This is a genomic window from Streptomyces albidoflavus, from assembly GCF_000719955.1.
Taxonomy (GTDB): domain Bacteria; phylum Actinomycetota; class Actinomycetes; order Streptomycetales; family Streptomycetaceae; genus Streptomyces; species Streptomyces albidoflavus.
In genome coordinates, this window is the sequence record NZ_JOII01000008.1 from 28,989 (window position 1) to 48,896 (window position 19,908).

The 19,908-nt window shown below is 72.6% G+C and carries 16 protein-coding genes and 1 pseudogene; 4 read left to right on the plus strand and 13 right to left on the minus strand.

Annotated elements, in window-relative coordinates:
- Nucleotides 1-98 precede the first annotated feature (98 nt).
- The 10 genes from IF45_RS0111450 to urtA all read right to left on the minus strand — a co-directional run bounded on the left by IF45_RS0111450 (nucleotide 99) and on the right by urtA (nucleotide 10,336).
- Complete coding sequence (locus IF45_RS0111450) at nucleotides 99-1,094, minus strand: zinc-dependent alcohol dehydrogenase family protein (RefSeq protein ID WP_003951372.1); 996 nt, start codon at nucleotides 1,092-1,094, stop codon at nucleotides 99-101.
- Nucleotides 1,091-1,957 (minus strand): carbohydrate ABC transporter permease, encoded by an 867-nt coding sequence (locus IF45_RS0111455; RefSeq protein ID WP_003951373.1) that lies wholly within the window; start codon nucleotides 1,955-1,957, stop codon nucleotides 1,091-1,093. Before IF45_RS0111455 ends, IF45_RS0111450 begins: the two co-directional genes overlap by 4 nt.
- Nucleotides 1,954-2,922, minus strand: coding sequence for a carbohydrate ABC transporter permease (locus IF45_RS0111460; RefSeq protein ID WP_008407444.1), 969 nt, complete (start codon nucleotides 2,920-2,922; stop codon nucleotides 1,954-1,956). The genes IF45_RS0111455 and IF45_RS0111460 overlap by 4 nt, the downstream gene beginning before the upstream one ends.
- Entirely contained in the window at nucleotides 2,919-4,286 is a 1,368-nt protein-coding gene (locus IF45_RS0111465) for an ABC transporter substrate-binding protein (protein WP_018894779.1), read from the minus strand. The genes IF45_RS0111460 and IF45_RS0111465 overlap by 4 nt, the downstream gene beginning before the upstream one ends.
- A 121-nt stretch (nucleotides 4,287-4,407) precedes the next feature.
- Nucleotides 4,408-5,169, minus strand: a complete 762-nt coding sequence (locus IF45_RS0111470) for a DeoR/GlpR family DNA-binding transcription regulator (protein ID WP_003951376.1) — start codon at nucleotides 5,167-5,169, stop codon at nucleotides 4,408-4,410.
- A gap of 330 nt (nucleotides 5,170-5,499) precedes the next feature.
- Nucleotides 5,500-6,198, minus strand: coding sequence for an ATP-binding cassette domain-containing protein (locus tag IF45_RS0111475; RefSeq protein ID WP_008407440.1), 699 nt, complete (start codon nucleotides 6,196-6,198; stop codon nucleotides 5,500-5,502).
- Nucleotides 6,195-6,989 (minus strand): urea ABC transporter ATP-binding protein UrtD, encoded by a 795-nt coding sequence (urtD, locus tag IF45_RS0111480; RefSeq protein WP_008407438.1) that lies wholly within the window; start codon nucleotides 6,987-6,989, stop codon nucleotides 6,195-6,197. The genes IF45_RS0111475 and urtD overlap by 4 nt, the downstream gene beginning before the upstream one ends.
- Complete coding sequence (gene urtC / locus IF45_RS0111485) at nucleotides 6,986-8,140, minus strand: urea ABC transporter permease subunit UrtC (RefSeq protein ID WP_008407436.1); 1,155 nt, start codon at nucleotides 8,138-8,140, stop codon at nucleotides 6,986-6,988. Before urtC ends, urtD begins: the two co-directional genes overlap by 4 nt.
- Nucleotides 8,137-9,033 carry an urea ABC transporter permease subunit UrtB gene (gene urtB, locus IF45_RS0111490; protein ID WP_018894778.1) on the minus strand — a complete coding sequence of 299 codons (897 nt, stop codon included), beginning with the start codon at nucleotides 9,031-9,033 and terminating at the stop codon, nucleotides 8,137-8,139. Before urtB ends, urtC begins: the two co-directional genes overlap by 4 nt.
- A gap of 52 nt (nucleotides 9,034-9,085) precedes the next feature.
- The gene (gene urtA, locus IF45_RS0111495; protein ID WP_030307180.1) at nucleotides 9,086-10,336 is read right to left on the minus strand and encodes an urea ABC transporter substrate-binding protein; all 1,251 of its coding nucleotides are present in this window, start codon (nucleotides 10,334-10,336) and stop codon (nucleotides 9,086-9,088) included.
- A gap of 436 nt (nucleotides 10,337-10,772) precedes the next feature.
- Here urtA and IF45_RS0111500 point away from each other — a divergent pair, with 436 nt between their 5' ends.
- The 4 genes from IF45_RS0111500 to IF45_RS0111515 all read left to right on the plus strand — a co-directional run bounded on the left by IF45_RS0111500 (nucleotide 10,773) and on the right by IF45_RS0111515 (nucleotide 16,109).
- Nucleotides 10,773-11,786, plus strand: a complete 1,014-nt coding sequence (locus tag IF45_RS0111500; protein ID WP_030307182.1) for a 2OG-Fe(II) oxygenase family protein — start codon at nucleotides 10,773-10,775, stop codon at nucleotides 11,784-11,786.
- Nucleotides 11,787-11,880: 94 nt separating this feature from the next.
- On the plus strand, nucleotides 11,881-13,296 hold the full coding sequence (locus IF45_RS0111505) for an amidohydrolase family protein (RefSeq protein ID WP_030307184.1): 1,416 nt from the start codon (nucleotides 11,881-11,883) through the stop codon (nucleotides 13,294-13,296).
- A 17-nt stretch (nucleotides 13,297-13,313) separates the two neighbouring features.
- On the plus strand, nucleotides 13,314-14,744 hold the full coding sequence (locus IF45_RS0111510; RefSeq protein ID WP_030307190.1) for a nucleobase:cation symporter-2 family protein: 1,431 nt from the start codon (nucleotides 13,314-13,316) through the stop codon (nucleotides 14,742-14,744).
- Between the two features lie 102 nt (nucleotides 14,745-14,846).
- Nucleotides 14,847-16,109, plus strand: a complete 1,263-nt coding sequence (locus IF45_RS0111515) for a DUF6716 putative glycosyltransferase (RefSeq protein ID WP_234011350.1) — start codon at nucleotides 14,847-14,849, stop codon at nucleotides 16,107-16,109.
- Between the two features lie 88 nt (nucleotides 16,110-16,197).
- On the opposite strand, the gene IF45_RS0111520 is transcribed toward IF45_RS0111515, so the two are convergent.
- The 3 genes and pseudogenes from IF45_RS0111520 to IF45_RS0111530 all read right to left on the minus strand — a co-directional run bounded on the left by IF45_RS0111520 (nucleotide 16,198) and on the right by IF45_RS0111530 (nucleotide 19,766).
- Nucleotides 16,198-17,646, minus strand: a complete 1,449-nt coding sequence (locus IF45_RS0111520; RefSeq protein ID WP_015506960.1) for a glyceraldehyde-3-phosphate dehydrogenase — start codon at nucleotides 17,644-17,646, stop codon at nucleotides 16,198-16,200.
- Nucleotides 17,647-17,849: 203 nt separating this feature from the next.
- Nucleotides 17,850-18,797: pseudogene (locus IF45_RS0111525) on the minus strand (M28 family metallopeptidase); the annotation flags it as partial.
- 468 nt (nucleotides 18,798-19,265) lie between these two features.
- Nucleotides 19,266-19,766 (minus strand): nucleoside deaminase, encoded by a 501-nt coding sequence (locus IF45_RS0111530; RefSeq protein WP_018894773.1) that lies wholly within the window; start codon nucleotides 19,764-19,766, stop codon nucleotides 19,266-19,268.
- Nucleotides 19,767-19,908: the final 142 nt, after the last annotated feature.

A 19,908-nucleotide genomic window follows, 5' to 3' on the forward strand; every position in this document is an offset into this window, starting at 1 on the left:
GGACGCCGGCCCGGGCGAACGACGGGAACGCCCCTCCCCGGTCGAGCCGCCGGGGAGGGGCGTTCTGTCCTCAGTTCCAGAGCCTCAGTTCCAGAGCCTCAGCTCCAGGGCTCCACGACGATCTTCCTGCCCTCGCCCGCCCGGAACCGGTCGATCGCCTCCGGGTACTGCTCCAGGGGGAGGCGGTCGCTGATGAAGACCGAGGGGTCGAGGACGCCGGAGGCGAAGAGGGCGGCGGCTCGCTCGTAGCTGTGGAGGACGGCCATGGAGCCGGTGATGGTGATTTCCTGGTTGTAGATGCGGTAGGGCTCGATGACGGCGGTGGTGGCGTAGTCGGAGACGCCGAACTGGAGGAAGGTGCCGCCCTTGGCGACGCGGCCGAGGCCGTCCTGGATGGCCTGGGCGTTGCCGGTGGCGTCGATGACGATGTCCCAGCCGGCGGGGCGGTCGAGTTCCTCCGCGCGGGCGGCCGTGGCGGAGCAGCCGAGGAGGCCGGCGGTGGCCAGGCGGTCGGGGTTGACGTCGAGGACGTCGACGCGGGCGGCACCGGTGCGCTTGGCCAGTTCCAGCATCATCAGGCCCATGGTGCCCGAGCCGTAGATGAGGACCTCGGAGCCGAGGTTGCCGCGGAGCACGTCGTAGCCGCGGACCGCGCAGGAGAGCGGCTCGATGAGGGCGGCGTCGCGGACGTCGACGTGCTCGGGGAGGCGGACGCAGTTGGCGACGGGGGCGACGGCGTACTCGGCGGCGCCGCCGGCCGTGGTGACGCCGATGGCGGCCCAGTTGTCACACAGGTTGCCGCGGCCCGTGCGGCAGTAGCGGCACTCGTGGCAGTGCAGGGAGGGGTCGACGGCGACCTTGTCGCCGACGGCGAGTTCGGTGACACGGGAGCCGAGGGCGACGATCTCGCCGGCGAACTCGTGGCCCGGCACGATCGGCAGCGTCGGGGCGAACTCGCCCTGCAGGATGTGGAGATCGGTGCCGCACAGCCCGCAGGAGGCGACCTTGACGACCACGTCGCGCGGACCCGGCTCCGGGTCGGGCACGGTGGTGAGGGACACCTTGCCCACGGCTTCGACGATGGCTGCCTTCATTTGACTGCTCCCAAGGAGAGGCCCTGGACGAGTTTGTCCTGGGCGGCGTAGCCGGCGGCGAGCACCGGCAGGGACACGACCACCGAGGCGGCGCAGAGCTGGGCCAGGAAGAGGCCCTGGCTGGTGACGAAGGTGGTCAGGTGGACGGGGGCGGTCGAGGCGACGACACCGGTCAGCACCCGGGCGAAGAGCAGCTCGTTCCAGCTGAAGATGAAGCAGATCAGCGCGGTGGCCGCGATCCCGGGCGCGGCGACCGGCGCCACCACCCGGCTCAGCACGGTCGGCAGCCGCGCCCCGTCGACCTGGGCCGCCTCGATGATCGAGACGGGCACGTCGGAGAGGAAGGACTGCATCATCCACACCGCGATCGGCAGGTTCATCGAGGTGTAGAGGAGGACGAGCAGCCAGATGTTGTCGAGCAACCCGGTGTTGCGGGCGAAGAGGTAGATGGGCAGCAGCCCGGCCACCACCGGCAGCATCTTGGTGGAGAGGAAGAAGAAGAGCACGTCGGTCCACTTGCGCACGCGCCGGATGGAGAGGGCGTACGCCGCCGGGAGGGCGAGGAGCAGGACCAGCACGGTGGAGAAGAAGGAGGCGGTCAGGGAGTTGACCAGCGGGGGCCAGGGGGTCGGGCCGCCTCCGCCGCCGAAGAAGGTGCGGTAGCCGTCCAGGGTGAGGGAGGCGGCGAAGGACGGCGGGTTGGTGGCCGCGTCGGACTCCGCGTGGAAGGAGGTCAGCACCATCCACAGGGCGGGGAAGCAGAAGACCAGGCCGAGCACCCAGGCGGTGACGGCGACGCCGGTGACACGGCGGCGGGGCCGGGTGGCCGGGGCTGTGGCCGGGGTTGTGGTCGAGGCGCTCATGCGCGGCTCGCCTCCTCGCGGAAGAGGGACGAGACCACCCGCAGGGCGACGGTGGCGATGAGCACCGTGCCGATCACCGCGACGACGCCGACGGCGGAGGCCAGGCCGTACTCGTGGGCCCGGTAGAAGGTCTCGTAGACGGTGTAGGGGAGGTTGGCGGTGCCGAGGCCGCCGGAGGTGAGGGTGAAGACCGCGTCGAAGTTCTGCACGATGTACACCGAGCCGAGCAGGATGCCCAGTTCGAGGTAGCGGCGCAGGTGGGGCAGGGTCATGAAGGCGAACATCTGCCAGCGCCCGGCGCCGTCGATGCGGGCCGCCTCCATCATGTCGTCGGGGCGGCTCTGGAGCCCCGCCAGCAGGATCAGCATCATGAACGGCGTCCACTGCCACACCAGGGCGGCGACCACGGCGGCCAGCGGCATCGACGACATCCAGTCCGGCTGGACCACCTTCTCGATGCCGAAGAGCGAGCCGAACCAGTTGAGCGCGCCGTTGAACAGGCCGTACTCCGGGTTGTACAGCGCGTGCTTCCACAGCAGCGCGGCGGAGACCGGGACCAGCAGGAACGGCGTGATGAGCAGGGTGCGGACCATGCCCCGGCCGAAGAAGCGGCGGTTGAGGAGCAGGGCGAAGCCGAGGCCGAGCGCCACGCTGACCAGGACCACCGAGGCGGTCAGGATCACCGTGGTGATCACCGCGTCGCGCAGGGCGGCGTCGGTGAAGACCGAGGCGTAGTTGGACAGGCCGGTGAAGTGGCGCTTCTCCGGGCTGAGGGAGTTCCAGTCGAAGAGGGAGAGGACGAGCGTCGCCACGAACGGCAGCTGGGTGACGACGACGAGGAAGACCAGCGCGGGCAGCAGCGGCGCCCTGGTCGCCCACGCCTTGGCCTTGCTGCCCCGGGTGGCGGCGGGCGGCACGGGCGCGGGCGGCCTCGGTGCCTTCGCCGGGGCGGTGGATGTGGTCATCGGTACTCCTCCGCGACCTTCTCGGCCAGCTTCTGGGAGGTGGCGAGCGCGGCGTCCACCGACTGGCGGCCCGCGATGGCGGCGCTGATCTCCTGGGCGACCCTGGTGCCCAGGTCGGTGAACTCCGGTACGCCGACGAACTGGATGCCGGCGGTCGGGCGGGGCTGGGTGCCCGGGTTCTTCGGGTCGGCCGAGGAGATGGCCTTCTCGGTGACGTCGGCGAAGGCCCCGGCCTCGGCGCGGTACTCCGGGTTGGCGTAGGTGGAGGCCCGCTTGCCCGCGGGGACGTTGGACCAGCCGCTGGTGGCGCCGACCAGCTCCTCGTACTCCTTGCTGGAGGCCCAGGAGATGAACTTCCAGGCGTCGTCGGACTTGATGGACGCCTTCTGCAGCCCCCAGGCCCAGGTGTAGAGCCAGCCGGAGCTCTTGGTCTGCTCGACGGGGGCCGGGACGTACCCGATCTTGCCCTTCACCGGGGAGCCGGACGCCTCCAGGGAGCCCGCGCCGGCCGTGGCGTCGTACCACATGGCCGACTTGCCCTGGGTCATGTTGTTCAGGCACTCGGCGTACCCGGACTGCGGGGCGCCGCGCTCGCCGTGGGAGCGGACCAGGTCGACGTAGAACTTGGTGGCCTTCTTGAACTCCGGTGAGGTCAGCTGCGGCTTCCAGTCCTCGGTGAACCAGGTGCCGCCCATCGTGTTGACCACCGTGGTCAGCGGGGCGATGACCTCACCCCAGCCGGGCAGCCCGCGCAGGCAGATGCCCTTCATCCCGGGGCGGGAGCCGTCGGTCTGCTTCGCCAGCTCGGCGACCTCCTTCCAGGTGGGCTGGTCGGGCATGGTCAGCCCCTCCTCCTCGAAGATGTCCTTGCGGTACATCAGGAAGGAGGACTCGCCGTAGAACGGCTGGGCGTAGAGCTTGCCGTCCTCGGCGGTCAGCGACTCGCGCAGCGGGGCGAGGATGTCGTCCTGGTCGAAGCCGGGGTCCTTGGCGACGTAGCCGTCCAGCTCGTGCAGCCAGCCGTTCTTCGCGAAGAAGGGCAGCTCGAAGTTGCTGATGGTGGCGATGTCGTACTGGCCGGCCTGGTTGGAGAAGTCCTGGCTGACCTTGTCGCGCACGTCGTTCTCCGGCAGCACCGTGAAGTGCACCTTGATGCCGGTCTCCTTGGTGAAGTGCTTGGCCGTGAGCTTCTGCAACTCGACCATCTGCGGGTTGTTCACCATCAGGACGTTCAGCGCGTCGCCGCCGCCGAACGAGGTGCCGCCCGCCCCGGCACATCCGGAGAGCAGCGCCAGCGCGGCCGCCGCCGCTCCGGTTCGCAGAAGGCGGCGGCGCGGTCCGTGGCGTGGTCGCGGAGGGGCCATGGGGAACTCCTGAGGGGTCGCGGCTCGATGGGGGAAAGGGGGTGTACGGGCGCGGCGGACCGCGCCCCGGCACGCGCGTGGGGCGGTGCCGTGCGGACAGGGGTGGGACCGGCCAGGTCGGTCAGACGCGGATGACCTGGGGACCGAGGAGGGAGTAACGCTGGGCCTCGGCGGAGGTGAGGCCGGTGTCGGTGACGATGGCCTCGAAGTCGGCGACCTCGGCGAACCGGCAGAAGCTCACCGCGCCGAACTTGGTGTGCAGCCCGACGAAGACCCGCCGCCGCGAGCACCGCACCGCCTGCGCCTTCACCTCGGCGACCGTCGGGTCCGGGGTGGTCAGGCCGTACGAGCGGGAGATGCCGTTGGCGCCGATGAACGCCAGGTCGACCACGAAGTCACCGAGCATCCGCCCGGCCCAGTGCCCGACGGTGGCCAGGGTGGCGCCGCGCACCCGCCCGCCGAGCAGCAGCACGGCGGTCTTCTCCGCCCCGGCCAGCGCGGTGGCGACGGCCAGGGAGGCGGTGACGACGGTCAGTTCGCGGTCCTTCGGCAGCGCCTCGGCGACGAGCTGGGGGGTGAAGCCCTCGTCGACGAAGACCGTCTCGGCGTCCCCGAGCAGGTCGGCCGCGGCCGCCGCGATCCGCGACTTCTGCGGCACGTTGCGGGTGGTGCGGACGGCCAGCGTGGTCTCGAACCCCGCCGACTCCACGGGATAGGCCCCGCCGTGCGTCCGGCGTACCAGACCGTGTTCCTCCAGTACGTGCAGATCACGGCGGATGGTCTCCTTGGCCACGCGGAACAGGGCAGCGAGCGCGTTCACCTCCACCGAGCCGTCCCGGCGGGCGGTGTGGAGAATCCCTCTGCGGCGTTCCTCGGTGCCCACGACGCCCTTCCGGTTCTGCTTCGGTGCGGTCCACTGCGGAGCCCGGACCGGTCCGTTCGGGCTCACGTGTCGTTTGTACAAGCAGCGCCCGTGGCTCGGCCACCTCCTGCGCGGGGGTGCTCCTGCCCGTTCTTGCCCGTTCGGGCGGAATGGACCGTGCTGGTCAGCATAGGCGGAGGCGCCGACGCGACACGGAGTGATGCCCGTTTCGGGCCCGATCGGCGCCCGGAAAATGCCCGTGTCCGGTTCGGGGCCCGGATCGGGCGCGCACGGCCGCGGCTGTCCTTCCGCTTCCGTACGCGCCCCGGGTGCCGGTGGTGCCCTGCCCGGCTACACCCGCAGCACCCCCCGCACCACCTCCTCCGCCCCCGCCCCGCCGGTTCCCGACGAGGTCACCCGGCCCGCCGTCAGGACGTGGTAGTGGGCGGCGGCGCGGAGGGCGAAGCCGACGTGTTGTTCGACGAGGAGGACGGAGAGGCCGCCGCGGCGGGTGAGCGCGAGGACGGCCGCCTCGATCTCGGCGACCACCGAGGGCTGGATGCCCTCCGTCGGCTCGTCCAGGAGGAGCAGGCGGGGGCGGGTCACCAGGGCTCGGGCCAGGGCGAGTTGCTGGCGCTGGCCGCCGGAGAGGAGGCCCGCGGGGCGGTGGCCGAGGGTGCGCAGGGCCGGGAAGAGGTCGAGGGCCTCGTCGGTGGCGGCCCGGCCGGCCGGCCGGCCGTCGGCGACCAGGCGGAGGTTCTCGGCGGCGGTCAGCTGGGGGAAGCACTGCTGGCCCTGGGGGACGTAGGCGAGGCCGCGGGCCACCCGCTGGTGCGGGCGCAGGCGGGTGACGTCCTCGCCGTCGAGGCGGACGGCGCCGCGCGAGGGGATCAGCAGCCCGGCCGCCGCGCGCAGCAGGGTGCTCTTGCCCGCGCCGTTGTGGCCGAGGACGGCCGCGACCCCGTCGCGGGGCACGGTCAGGGAGACGCCGTGCAGGACGGTGGAGCGGGCGTACCCGGCGTGCACCGTGTCGATCTCCAGGAGCGTCATGCGCCGGTCACCGCCTCGGCCCCGGCCACCGCCGCGGCGTCCTCGGCGGTGCCGAGGTACACCTCCTGCACCGCCGGATCGGCCCGCACCTCGTCCACCGTCCCCTCGCTCAGCACCCGGCCCGCGTGCAGCACGCTCACCGTGCGCGCGTAGGACCGCAGGAAGTCCATGTCGTGTTCGATGACGACCACGGTCCGCTCGCCCGCGATCCGGTGAAGCAGGGCGCCGGTGGCGTCCCGCTCCTCGTGGCTCATGCCGGCCACCGGCTCGTCCAGGAGCAGCAGCCGCACGTTCTGGACCAGCAGCATGCCGATCTCCAGCCACTGCTTCTGCCCGTGGGCGAGGACCCCGGCGGGGCGCTCCCGCAGCGCGGTCAGCCCGATCGTCTCCAGCGCCTCGGCGACCGCCTCGGGGACGCCCTTGCGGCGCCGCAGCAGGGTGGCGGCGGAGCGTCCGGCGCCGGCCGCGATGTCGAGGTTCTGCAGGACGGTGAGGTTCTCGAAGACCGTCGCCGTCTGGAAGGTACGGCCGACGCCCGCGCGGGCGATCCGGTGGACGGGCCGCCCGAGCAGCTCGGCGCCCTCGAACCGGACCGAGCCGGTGGCCCGGGCGAGGCCGGTGACCGCGTCGACCAGAGTGGTCTTGCCCGCCCCGTTCGGCCCGATCAGGAAGCGCAGGTCGCCGGGGGCGACGCTCAGGTCCACCCCGTCGACGGCGGTGAACCCGTCGAACTCCACCCGCAGCGCGCTGATCTCCAGCCCGCCCCGGGACTCCGTGCCGGTGCCGCTCATACCGCCGCCTCCTTCTGCTCCGCGCCGTCCTCGTCCGCGCCCGTACGGCGCCGGGCGAGCCGTGCCCGTACGGTTCTGGCCAGGGAGGCGAGGCCGCCCGGCAGGAAGGCGACCACCACCACGAACAGCAGCCCCTGGAAGTAGGTCCAGGCGGCCGGGAACTCCTCGGAGAGCGCCGTCTTCGCCCAGGCCACGGCGAGCGCGCCGAGCACCGCGCCGAGCAGGCTGGCCCGGCCGCCGACGGCCGCGCCGATCACCAGCTCGATCGAGGGGACGATGCCGATCAGCGCCGGCGAGATGATGCCGACGGCCGGGACGAACAGGGCGCCCGCCAGTCCCGCCATGCCCGCCGCGACCACGTAGACGACGAGCTTGACGCGGGCCGGGTCGTAGCCGAGGAAGCGGACACGCTCCTCGGAGTCGCGGACGGCGACGAGGAGTTCGCCGTACCGGGAGTGGATCAGCTGGCGGGCCAGGGCGATCAGCGCGAGCAGGACCAGGGCGATGACGAAGTAGACCATCCGCTGGTTGGCCGGGTCGTCGAGCGCGTAGCCGAAGAAGCCCTGGATGTCGGTGAGGCCGTTGGTGCCGCCGGTGGTCGCCTGCTGGCCGACCAGCCAGATCGCGAAGGCCGCCGTCAGCGCCTGGCTGAGCAGGGCGAAGTACGCCCCGCGCACCCGGCGCCGGAAGATCAGCGAACCGAGCAGCGCGGCCACGCCCATCGGCAGCAGCACGGTGGCGGCGAGGGCGAAGACCGGGTTGGCGAAGGGCACCCACCACCAGGGCAGGGTGTCGGTCGTGCCGTAGAGGACCATGAAGTCGGGGAGGTTGCCGGGACCCGCGTCGGCCAGTTTGAGGTGCATCGCCATGGCGTAGCCGCCGAGGCCGAAGAAGACGCCCTGGCCGAGGGTGAGCAGCCCGCCGCGCCCCCAGGCGAGGCAGACGCCGACCGCGACGATGGCGGTGCAGAGGTACTTGGCGAGCAGTCCCAGCCGGAAGTCGGTCAGGGCCAGCGGGGCGACGGCGAAGAGCAGCACGGCGCCGAGGGCGAAGGCGGCGAGGGTGCGGCGGGGCCCGGCGGCGGGCAGCAGGCGCCGGGCGCGGGCGGGCTCGGGCGGCGCGGCCGGGGGCGGGGGTGCGGTCAGGGTCATACGAGGCTCCGGGTACGCAGGGTGTAGAGGCCCTGGGGCCGCCACTGGAGGAAGGCGACGAGCGCGACGAGGACGGCGACCTTGGCGACGCTCACCGTGGTGGACCACTCCAGGACGGACTGGAGGACGCCGAGGACGAAGGCGGCGACGACGCAGCCGCGCAGCCGGCCGATCCCGCCGGCCACGATGACCAGGAAGGCGTCGATGATGACGTTGGTGCCCATCGCCGGGCCGATCGGGCCGACCAGCGTCAGCGCCACCCCGGCGATCCCGGCGAGGCCGGAGCCGAGGAAGAAGGTGGTGCGGTCGACGCGGCCGGTGGGGATGCCGGAGACCTCGGCCAGTTCGCGGTGCTGGACGACGGCGCGGACCCGGCGGCCCAGCGCGGTGCGCCGCAGTACCAGGGCGAGCGTGCCCACCGCCGCCAGGGCCAGTGCCAGGATGAACAACCTGCTGGTGGGCAGGGAGAGTTCGGCCCCGCCCAGTGGCAGCGTGAGGTGTCCGGTGAGCCAGTCGGGGGCGCGGGTCTGGACGTTGGGCGCGCCGAACAGGTCGCGGGCCAGCTGCTGGAGCATGAGCGAGACGCCCCAGGTGACCAGGAGGGTGTCGAGCGGCCGCAGGTAGAGCCGCCGGATGAGGAGGTGTTCGAGCGCCACCCCCAGCACCCCGGCCACCAGGAAGGCGACGGGCAGCGCCAGCAGCAGGGAGAGCCCGGCGCCCGCCAGGTGCTGCTGGAGGACGTAGGTGGTGTAGGCGCCGGCCATGATGAACTCGCCGTGCGCCATGTTGATGACGTTCATCTGGCCGAAGGTGAGGGAGAGCCCGAGGGCGATCAGCAGCAGGACGGCGCCGATGCTGATGCCCGTGAAGGTCTGCCCGAGGATCACCGTCATGGAAGCGGCTCCGGGGTGAGGGTGGGCGGGGACACGCGGGGGAGCGGGCGGGTCAGGACAGACCGGAGGCCCAGTCGTACCCCTTGAGGAAGGGGTCGGGCTCGATCGGTTCGCCGGAGTTCCACACCTCGTCGATCAGCCCGTCGGCGCCGATCCGGCCGATCCGCGCGGTCTTCGCCAGGTGCTGGTTCTCCCCGTCGACGGTGACGGTCCCCTCGGGCGCCTCGAAGGCGGTCCCGTCGGCGGCGGCCCTGACCTTCTCCGGGTCGAAGGACTTGGCCTTCTCGACCATCTCCTTCCACAGGTACACCGAGGTGTACGCGGCCTCCATCGGGTCGCTGGTCGGCTTGGCCTTGCCGTACTTCGCCTTGTACGCCTCGACGAAGGCGGTGTTCGCCGCGGTCTCGGTGGTCTGGTAGTAGTTCCACGCCGTGAGCTGGTCCTTCAGGTACTGCGGACCGATGGACTTCACCTCCTCCTCGGCGATCGACACCGAGAGCACCGGCATGGCCTTCGCGGTGAGCCCGGCCGACTTGTACTCCTTGAAGAAGGCCACGTTGCTGTCGCCGTTGAGGGTGTTGAAGACCGCGTCGGCGCCGGCCGCCTTCACCTTGTTGGCGATGGTGGAGAACTCGGTGGAGCCCAGCGGCGCGTAGTCCTCGCCCTTCACCGTCATGCCGTTGGCCTTCGCGTACGCCTTGATGACCTTGTTGGCGGTGCGCGGGAAGACGTAGTCGCTGCCGACCAGGTAGAGCGACTTGGTGCCCTTGCTCTTCAGGTAGTCGAGGGCCGGGACGATCTGCTGGTTGGTGGTGGCGCCGGAGTAGAAGATGTACGGGGACTGCTCCAGGCCCTCGTACTGCACCGGGTAGAAGAGCAGCGAGCGGTTCTTCTCGAAGACCGGCTTGACCGCCTTGCGGCTGGCCGAGGTCCAGCAGCCGAAGGTGGCGGCGACCCGGTCCTCCCGGATGAGCTTCTGCGCCTTCTCCGCGAAGGTCGGCCAGTCGGAGGCGCCGTCCTCGCTGACCGGCCGGATCTTCTTGCCGAGGACGCCGCCGGAGGCGTTGATCTCCTCGATGGCGAGCTTGACCGCGTCGCGTACGGTCACCTCGCTGATCGCCATGGTGCCGGAGAGGGAGTTGAGCAGGCCGACCTTGACGGTGTCGCCGGAGGTGTCGGCCGCCACCGCCTTGCCGCCGCCGGCCGCGTCGCCGGTCTTGGCGCCGCAGCCGGTCGCGGTCAGCGCGCCGCAGAGCAGCAGGGCGCCGAGCACGGTACGTCGAGAGCGGGAAGTCGCACGCAAGAAGAGCCTCCAGGCGTCAAGGGCACGCGGAAACAGCGGAGTTCGAAGGACCAGCTCCGAGGGCCGCGCGGGGGCTCACAGCGTCCGAGCGGGGTGTTTCTCCCGCGTTTCCCGGCACTTGCGCCCAGGTTGCTTTCGCATCGTGGACACGGCGCCGGGCGCCCCCGGTGACCGGGGCCCACTTCGTTACGCCCGTGACACCCGGGTTGACCGGGGCGTAACACCGGGGCGCCAGACTCCTCGGCATCGCGCGGCACCCGGCGGGCCGAGAAGGCCCCGGGAGCCGCCAGTTCACGTCGCGTCCGGCAGCAAGGCCGGCGCGAGCGTGCCCGTCCCGCCGTGCGCGGGCGGTGGAAGCGCCGGGGGCGGTGACCGCGCTTCGTTCCCCCGAGCGCGCCGGTACGCCCGGCGTGCGTCCACCCCAGGGAGAACCACGTTGACCACGCACCAGACCGACCGGGCCGCCGCTTCCGGGGCCCGCGCGGAACTCGACCGCGAGCGGCGGATGGGCACGGCCGGGGAGGCGACCGCCGACCGGCAGATTCAGGTCGTCGACCTCGCCGACTTCGAGACCCGCCGGGCGGAGATCACCGAGCAGCTCTGGCAGGCCGCCACCGGCACCGGCTTCTTCCAGCTCTCCGGGCACGGCCTGACCCCCGCCGAGACCGACGCGGCCTTCGCCGCCGCCGAGGCGTACTTCGCGCTCCCCGCCGAGGCCAAGGCCGGGCACGCGCTGAAGAAGGGGCTCAACGCGGGCTGGGAGTACCGCAGCCAGGTCCGCCCCTCGACCGGCACCCCGGACGAGAAGGAGTCGTACCAGCTCACCCGCCCGCACATGGACGGGCTGTGGCCCGCCGAGGAGCAGGTCCCCGGCTTCCGCGCCACGCTGCTCGGCTTCGAGGCACGCTGCCACACCGTCGCCCACCGCGTGCTCTCCTGCCTCGCCGAACGCCTCGGCTTCGAGCGGGACTTCTTCGCCCGCCTGCACGACCCGGCGAGCCCCCTGCACCAGAGCACCCTGCGCCTGCTCCACTACTACGCCGTGCCCGAGGAGGCGCGCGGCCGGGCGGAGGCAGGGTGGCGGGCGGGCGCCCACACCGACTTCGACTGCCTCACCCTGCTCTTCCAGCGCGACGGGCAGGACGGCCTCCAGGTCTGCCCCGGCCAGGAGGCCGAGGGCCGCGCGTGGACGCCGGTGCGGGCCAGTTCCGCCCTGATCACCTGCAACGTCGGGGACATGCTCACCCGCTGGAGCGGCGACCGGCTGCCCTCCAACTTCCACCGGGTCGCGGCGCCGGGACCCGGCGACGACCAGGGACCGCGCTACTCGATCGCGTACTTCGCCCAGGCCGACCGGGACGCCGTCATCGCCTCCCCGGACGGCCGCCACGCGCCGATCACCGCCGAGGAGTACCTCCGGCAGCGCATCGCCGCCAACTTCGCGGGCTGACCCGGCCGTTCCCCCGGCCGCACGCGGCAGCCCCGCGTGCGGCCGGGCCCGCCCACGCCCGAAAGCCCACGCACGAAAGCGGGGTCACCCCTCCATGCGCGAACCACAGCCGTGCGCGCTGCTGCTGTCCGGGGCCCAGGTGGTCACCGTCGACGCGGCGCGCACCGTATACACCGACGGCGCCGTCGCCGTCGCGGACGGCCGGATCGCCGACGTCGGCCCCACCCGCGAGCTCGCGGCCCGCTGGCGGCCCGGCCGTACCGTCGACTGCCGGGGCCGGGCCGTCGTCCCCGGCTTCACCGACGCCCACACCCACCTCTTCCAGTCGCTCGCCCGGGGTATCGGCGACGGCCTCGCCATCCGCCGCTGGCTCAACGAGTTCATGTGGCCCTACGCCCTCCACCTCGACGCCGAGGACGCCCGGACCGCCGCCCTGCTCGGCGCCGTCGAGGCCGCCCGGGCCGGCATCACCACCGTCGTCGACCACCACTACGCGCCGAGCGACCCCGCCACCGTGCTCGCCGTGGCCGAGGCGATCGAGCAGGTCGGGCTGGGCGGCGCCGTCGCCCGGGGCATGCTCGGCGACCGCACCCGGATCGCCGAGGAACGCGGCCTGCCCGCCGCCTTCCACCGCTGGTCCAGCGCCCGCGAACTGGAGCTGACCCGCCAGTGCATGGCCGAACGCGGCCCCGGCTCCCGGGTCCGCGTCTGGCCCGGCCCCCTCAACCTCTCCTACGGCGACCCGGAACTCACCCGGGGCGCGGTCGAACTGGCCCGCGCCCACGACGTGCGCTGGCACACCCACCTCAGCGAGGGCGCCCGGGACCCGGCGGACTTCCTCGCCGCGTACGGCACCCGGCCGGTGTCCTGGCTGGCCCGGGAAGGACTGCTGGACGCCCGCGCCACCCTCGCCCACGCGGTGTGGCTCGACGAGGAGGAGCGTGCGGCACTGGGCGCGCACGGTGCCCACGTCGCCCACAACCCCTGCTCCAACGCCTACCTGGCCTCCGGGACGATGGACTGGCGGGGGCTGCGCGCGGCCGGCGCGGTGGTGGCGCTCGGGACGGACGGGCCGAGCGCGGGCGGGCGGCAGGACCTCTTCGAGGTGATGAAGCAGACCCTCTTCGCCCAGCGCCAGGCCACCCTCGACCCGGCCGCCGCCCGCTGCGAGGAGGTGTTCGAGGCCGCCACCGTGGACGGCGCCCGGTACGCGGGCCGGGCGGGCGGCCGGGCGGGCGGCTCCCTCACCGTGGGCGCCCCGGCCGACCTCGCCGTCGTCGACCTCACCGGAGCCGCCCGTCAGCCGGTGCACCGGACCCTCTCGGCGCTGGTGTACACGGCCCGCGCCTGTGACGTGGTGCTGACGCTGGCCGGCGGCCGGGTCGTCTTCGAGGACGGGCACTGCCCCGGCATCGACGAGGAGGAACTGTGCGCCCGCGCCCGCGAACGCGCCCACCGGCTGGTGAAACGCGCCGGATTCGTCCCCCTGACCACACCGTGGCAGCGCTGAGCACGGAGGGAACCCCCATGACACAGGCTCAGGAACACCCCACCGACCACCCGGCCGCCCCGGACGCGGGCCCCGCCCCGCTGCCGCCGGCCCCTGACCCGGTCGAGGAGGTGCCCGCCTGGTGGCGGATCGCCGTCCTCGGCCTCCAGCACGTCCTCGCCTTCTACGCGGGCGCCGTGGTCATGCCGCTGCTGGTCGCCGAAGGGCTGGGGCTCGGGCCCGCCGACACCGCCGCCCTGGTCAACACGGCCCTGGTGGCCTGCGGCATCGCCACCCTGCTCCAGACGGTGGGCCTGTCGGGCATCGGCGTACGGCTGCCGGTGGTGCAGGGCATGTCGACGGCGGCCGTGCCCTCGCTGGTCTCCGTCGGGGCGGCGGCGGGCGGGGCCGAGGCCGGGCTGCCCACGGTCTTCGGCGCGGTGATCGCGGCCGGGGCCGTGCTCTTCCTCGTCGCGCCCCTCTTCAGCCGCCTGGTGCGCTTCTTCCCGCCGCTGGTCACCGGCACCATCGTCACCGTCGTCGGGGTGACGCTGATGGGGGTGGCCGCCCGGCAGGTGGGCGGCGGGGACCCGGGCGCCGCCGGGTTCGGCACCCCGGTGCACCTGGGGCTGGCCGCCGTCACCCTCGGCGTCATCCTGCTGCTCCACCGGTTCGCCCGGGGGTTCCTCGCCTCGGTCGCGGTGCTGCTCGGGCTGGTCGCGGGCACCCTGGTGGCGGCCTTCGCGGGCCGGGCCGACTTCTCCCGGATCGGGGACGCCGGCTGGCTCGGACTCCAGGCACCGCTGCATCACGGCGCGCCCCGGTTCGACGTGATGGCGGTGCTGGCGATCGTCCTGGTGATGGTGATCATCGCGGTGGAGTCGATCGGCCAGTTCTTCGCGGTCGGCGAGATCGCGGGGCGCCCGGTGGGGGAGCGGGACATCACCCGCGCCCTGCGGGCGGACGGCGCCGCGACCGTCCTCGCCGGGCTCCTCAACTCCTTCCCGACCACGGTCTATTCGCAGAACGTCGGCCTGCTCCGGCTGACCGGGGTGGTCTCCCGCTGGATCGTCGCGGCGAGCGGGGTCATCATGCTCGTCCTCGGACTCGTCCCGAAGGTCGGCGCGGTGGTCGCGGCCCTTCCGCCGGCCGTCCTCGGCGGTGCCACCCTGCTGCTCTTCTCGACCATCACCGTGGTCGGCGTGCAGATTCTCCTCAAGGCCGATCTCGGGGACGCCCGGAACACCGTTCTGGTCGCCGCCAGTCTCGGTGTCGGATTTCTTCCGACGGCCTATCCGGAATTCGCCGAACACCTTCCGTCCCGCCAGCTCCAGGCGCTCTTCGAGAGCGGCATCATGCTCGGCACCCTCACCGCCGTCGCCCTCAACCTCTTCTTCCACCACCTGCCGTCCCCGGTGTCCGCCCGGCGAACGTCGCGGGGACAGCGCCTGAACTGTCAGGAGAAATGAGCGTCGGACGGGTTCGCGCGGATTAGCCTGACCGGCGTCAACGGGGCTGCGTATGAGTGGATCATCGAGCCGGGCCGCACCGAGGGGAATCACGAGGGACGTATGAGAACAGCTCTGCTGGTGGCCGCTTTCGATTCCCAGCTGAAATGGTGCGCCCGTATCCACCGGGAACTGCGATCCCGCCAATTCGCCTGCCGGGTGGTCGTCCCCGACATTCGCGCCGCGCTCTCCGAGCAGCAGATCGCCGACGCCGGTGTCGCCTCGGTGGAGACGATGAGCTGGGAGGAGATGACCGCCGAGGCGCTGGAGGCCGACGTCGTCGTCTCCGGCCTCTCGGGCCCGCTGACCAAGCGGCTGAGCGTGGAGCTGTCCGCGCTCGTCCCGCGGCTCGACGGGCCGGGCCCGGTGCTGGTCTCCGGCTGGGTCGGCATCATCATCGAGAAGATCACCGCCGGGTACCTGGACCGGTGCGGCACCGACGTGGTCGCGGTGAACTCCGCCCACGACGTGGCCCACTTCCGCGAGGCCGGGCGGTGGCTGGGCCTGCCGGACGGCAATCTGCTCCTCTCCGGGCTGCCGATCATCTCCGCGACACCCGAGCCGCAGAAACAGGGCCCGATCCGCCGCGTCCTCTTCGCCGACCAGCCCACGGTCCCCGGCAGCCAGGCCGAACGCGGCTACGTCTACCAGCAGTTGATCGCGTACGCCCGCGCCCACCCGGAGCGGACCGTGCTGCTGAAGCCGCGTCACCGGCCGGGTGAGGACACCTTCCACCGGATGAAGCACCACCCGGAGGACCTGCTGCGCGGCGTGGAGCTGCCCCCCAACTTCTCGGTCGACTACACCCCGGTCGACGTGGCGCTGGCCGAGGTCGACCTGCTCGTCACCATGTCCTCGACGGCCTGCCTGGAGGCCATCGACCGGGGCAGCCGGGTCGCCCTCGTCCTCGACCTCGGCGTCCACGAGCGGTACGGCAACCAGGTCTTCCTCGACAGCGGCCTGCTGCGGACCTTCCGGCAGATCACCGAGGACCGGATCGGCACCCCGGCCCCGGCCTGGCGGGACGGCTACTTCCACGGCGCCGGCCGCACCGGCACCGAACGCATCGCCGACCGGGTGGAGGAACTCCTCGCCTCGGGGGAGCGCCCCTCGCGTGCGGTCTGGGAGACGGACTACTTCCGCAGCGCCGCCGAGTCCCACCTCGCCACCGCCGCCCGCCTCGTCCCGCGCCAGTCCCCGCTGGCCCGCCGCAAGCTCAAGCACGGGCCGCTCAAGGGGACGCTCAGCCACGTGGCCTACAACGGGCTGCCGCCCGTGGTGCGGCGCCCGCTGAAGCGGTGGGCCAAGGACCACCAGCTCTTCTGAGCGACGCCGAACGGGCGCCGCCCCCTCTTCCCGCCGTGCGGCGGGGGAGAGGGGGCGGCGCCCGTTCGGCGAGGGCCGGTCGGACCGCTCAGACGGCCTCGGGGGCCGGGAAGGTCGGGTACTCGACCCCGGAGACGTGCTGGACGACCCGGATGACCTGGCAGGAGTAGCCGAACTCGTTGTCGTACCAGAGGTAGAGGATGGCGTTGTCGCCGTCGACCTTGGTGGCGCCGGCGTCGACGATCGAGGCGTGGCGCGAGCCGATGAAGTCGCTGGAGACCGCGTCGGGGGCGGTGATGAAGTCGATCTGGCGCTTCAGCGGCGAGGTGAGCGAGACCTCGCGCAGGTGGTCGAGGACCTCCTCGCGGGTGGTCTCGCGGCCCAGCCGCAGGCTGAGGATGGCGATCGAGACGTCCGGCACGGGGACGCGGATCGAGCTGCCGGTGATCGGCGCCTTCAGCTCGGGCAGCGCCTTGGCGACGGCGGAGGCGGCGCCGGTCTCGGTGATGACCATGTTGAGCGGCGCGGAGCGGCCACGCCGGTCGGAGGCGTGGTAGTTGTCCAGCAGGTTCTGGTCGTTGGTGAACGAGTGGACGGTCTCCACGTGGCCGCGCAGGACGCCGTACTCGTCCGCCATCGCCTTCAGCGGCGGGACGATCGCGTTGGTGGTGCAGGAGGCGCAGGAGAGGATCTGCTCGTCCGGCTTGACGTCCTCGTGGTTGACGCCGTGCACGATGTTCGGGACGTCGCCCTTGCCCGGAGCGGTCAGCACGACCTTGGCGATGCCGGGGCGCAGGTGGTTCGAGAGCCCCTCGCGGTCGCGCCAGCGGCCGGTGTTGTCGATGAGGATGGCGTCCTTGATGCCGTACTCCGTGTAGTCGGCCTGGGCCGGGTCGTCGGAGTAGATCACCTGGATCTCGTGGCCGTTGGCGATGATCTTGTCGTTCGCCTCGTCCACCGTGATGGTGCCCTGGAACTGGCCGTGGATGGAGTCGCGGCGCAGCAGCGAGGCGCGCTTGACGATGTCCTGGCCCTTGCCCCGGCGCACCACGATGGCGCGCAGCCGCAGGCCGTTGCCGGAGCCGGCCTTCTCGATGAGCAGGCGGGCGACGAGGCGGCCGATCCGGCCGAAGCCGTAGAGGACGACGTCGCGCGGCTGGCGGCGGTCGATCTTCCGGTCGCCGGTGGCGCCGGACACGGCGTCGGCGGTGAACTCGGCGACGGAGAGACCGCGGTCGTCGGTCTTGTACGTCGCGGCGAGCATGCCGATGTCGATCTGCGACGGTCCCAGGTCGAGCGTGGTCAGCGCCTGGAGGAACGGCATCGTCTCGGTGACCGAGAGCTCGGCGCCCGCGATCTGCCGCGCGAACCGGTGCGTCTTCAGGATGCTGACCACCGACTTGTTCACCAAGGAGCGGCTGTGGAGGAGGACGGTGACGTCCCGCTCACGCTGCAGCTTCCCGATGATCGGGATCATCGACTCCGCGATCTCCTCGCGGTTCTTCCAGTTGGTGAACGAGTCCTCGTTGACAGTCACAGGTTTATCTTTCGAGCTAGGCGGTGCTCATATGCTAACCCGACCGCTCTTTCGATCTTGCGGCGGTCTCCCGGACGGGGTCCGGGGGTGACTGTTTCCTCCCGCTGTGCACCTTTCAGGTGCCCGGCGGGGTGGCCGGAGACACCGGCCACCCCGCCAGGGACGGCACCGGGCCGCTCAGGAGAGCGCTACCGGGCGGCGGGGGCGCCCAGCGTCCACACCGCGTGCGCCAGGGCGTCGCTGTTGCGGTCCAGCGCGGTGTCGTTGACGTTGGCCGTCGTGTCGCACGAGGAGTGGTAGCAGCGGTCGAAGGACTGCCCCGAGGTGCCGCCCCACTTCTGCGCCTGGGCCGCCGTCTTGCGCTCACCGGCCCCCGTGAACAGGCCGCCGACCGGTATCCCCGCGTTCTTGAAGCTCGCGTGGTCGGAGCGGCCGTCGCCCACCCTGTCCGGCTCGGTGGCGACGCCCAGCCCGGCGTAGTAGTCCTTGAAGGTCTTCTCGATCGTGGGGTCGTCGTCGTAGACGAAGTAGCCGGGGTTCGGCGAGCCGATCATGTCGAAGTTGAGGTAGCCCGCGAAGGTGGCGCGCTGCGCCGTGGAGAGGCTGTTGACGTACGCCCGCGAGCCCAGCAGCCCCAGCTCCTCCGCGCCCCACCAGCCGAACCGCAGGTGCTTCTCCGGCTTGAGCTGGGCGCGGGAGACGGCGAGCGCGGTCTCCAGGACGGCGGCCGAGCCGGTGCCGTTGTCGTTGATGCCCGGGCCCGAGGTGGTCGAGTCCAGGTGGGCCCCGGCCATCAGGACCTGGTTGGGGTCGCCGCCGGGCCAGTCGGCTATCAGGTTGTAGCCGGTGGCGCCACTCGCCGTGAAGGTCTGGAGCGAGGTGGTGAACCCGGCCGCGTCCAGCTTGGCCCTGACGTAGTTCACCGAGGCCAGGTAGCCGGGCCGGCCGTGGGCCCGGTTGCCGCCGTTGGCGGTGGCGATCGACTGGAGTTGGGTGAGGTGCGCCTTCACGCTGCTCACCGGTATGTCGGGCGCGGCCAGCGCCTTCGCGGGAGCGGTGGCGGGCTGGGCGGCGGCCTGGGTGGCCACCGGGCCGAGCAGGGCCGCCACGGCCAGCACGGCGGCGGCACGGCTACGGACGGAAAGGATCATCGCGGGGCTCCGGATCTCCGTACGGGGACAGGACGGAAGGTGCGGGGCGCCGGGCGGCAGGGGCCTCGCCCGGACACCGGCGAGCGGTGGCGCGGTGAGCGACGAGCGTGGGACGCGGCGCGTGGTGCGGAGCGGCGGTGCCGGCCGGGCCCGGGGGCGGGGCGGCGCCGCGGGACAGCGGATGCCGGTGGGACGAGGTGAATGCTGGAGAAGCCCGCGACGGGCGTCAAGAGGGGGGTTCGGGTCAGCGGGAGTGCCGGGCGGGGTGACCGGTTCCGGTCGGCCGGGGAGGGTCCATGAAGGGGGAACGCGCGGCGCCGGGCCCCGATTCCGCCCGGCCGCGTCCGCCCACCGGACACCGCACGGCGCTGTACGTACGGATCGCGCCGCCCGCGCCCCGGACTCCCACGTCCGGTTCCCGCCCTCGGGGACGTCGGGGCCGGGGCGCGAGGGGCCCCGGCCCGGGGCTCAGCTTGCGTCCTCCGCCACGCCGTGCAGGCGGGCGTGGAGCGCCCTGACCTGCGCGGTCAGCTCAGGTGCGGGGCCTGCCACGGTGACGCCGGGGGCCACGGCCGCCACGGGCAGGGGTGCGACCGGGGACGCCGGGACGCCCCACTCCGTGAGCCAGCCGGTGAGCTGCTCCGAGGAGGCCGCGTACACGATCCGGCCCAGCCCCACCCAGGCGTGGGCCGCCGCGCACATCGGGCAGTGCTCGCCGGAGGTGTAGACGGTGGCGGCGGCCCGTTCGGCCACCGTCAGGTTCTCCGCCGCCCAGCGGGCGAGCGCGAACTCCGGATGCCGGGTCGAGTCCCCGGAGGCCACCCGGTTGCGGTCCTCGGCGCGTACCGTTCCGTCCCCGTCCACCAGGACCGACCCGAAGGGCTCGTCGCCCGCGTCGAGCGCCTCCGCGGCCAGTTCCACACAGCGGCGCAGACACCGCAGCTCCGCCTCCCCGGTCACGTCGCTCATCGTGGCTCCTCTCCTCGTCCGTGCTCCGTATCCGTCCTGCCCGGCAGGGTACGTCCGGCCGGGAGCGGCGGCAGGGCGGGCGTGACGGTTGTCAGTGCCGCCTCCTACGGTTCGGTCAGTGGGACTCGCCGGAGCGGCCGGC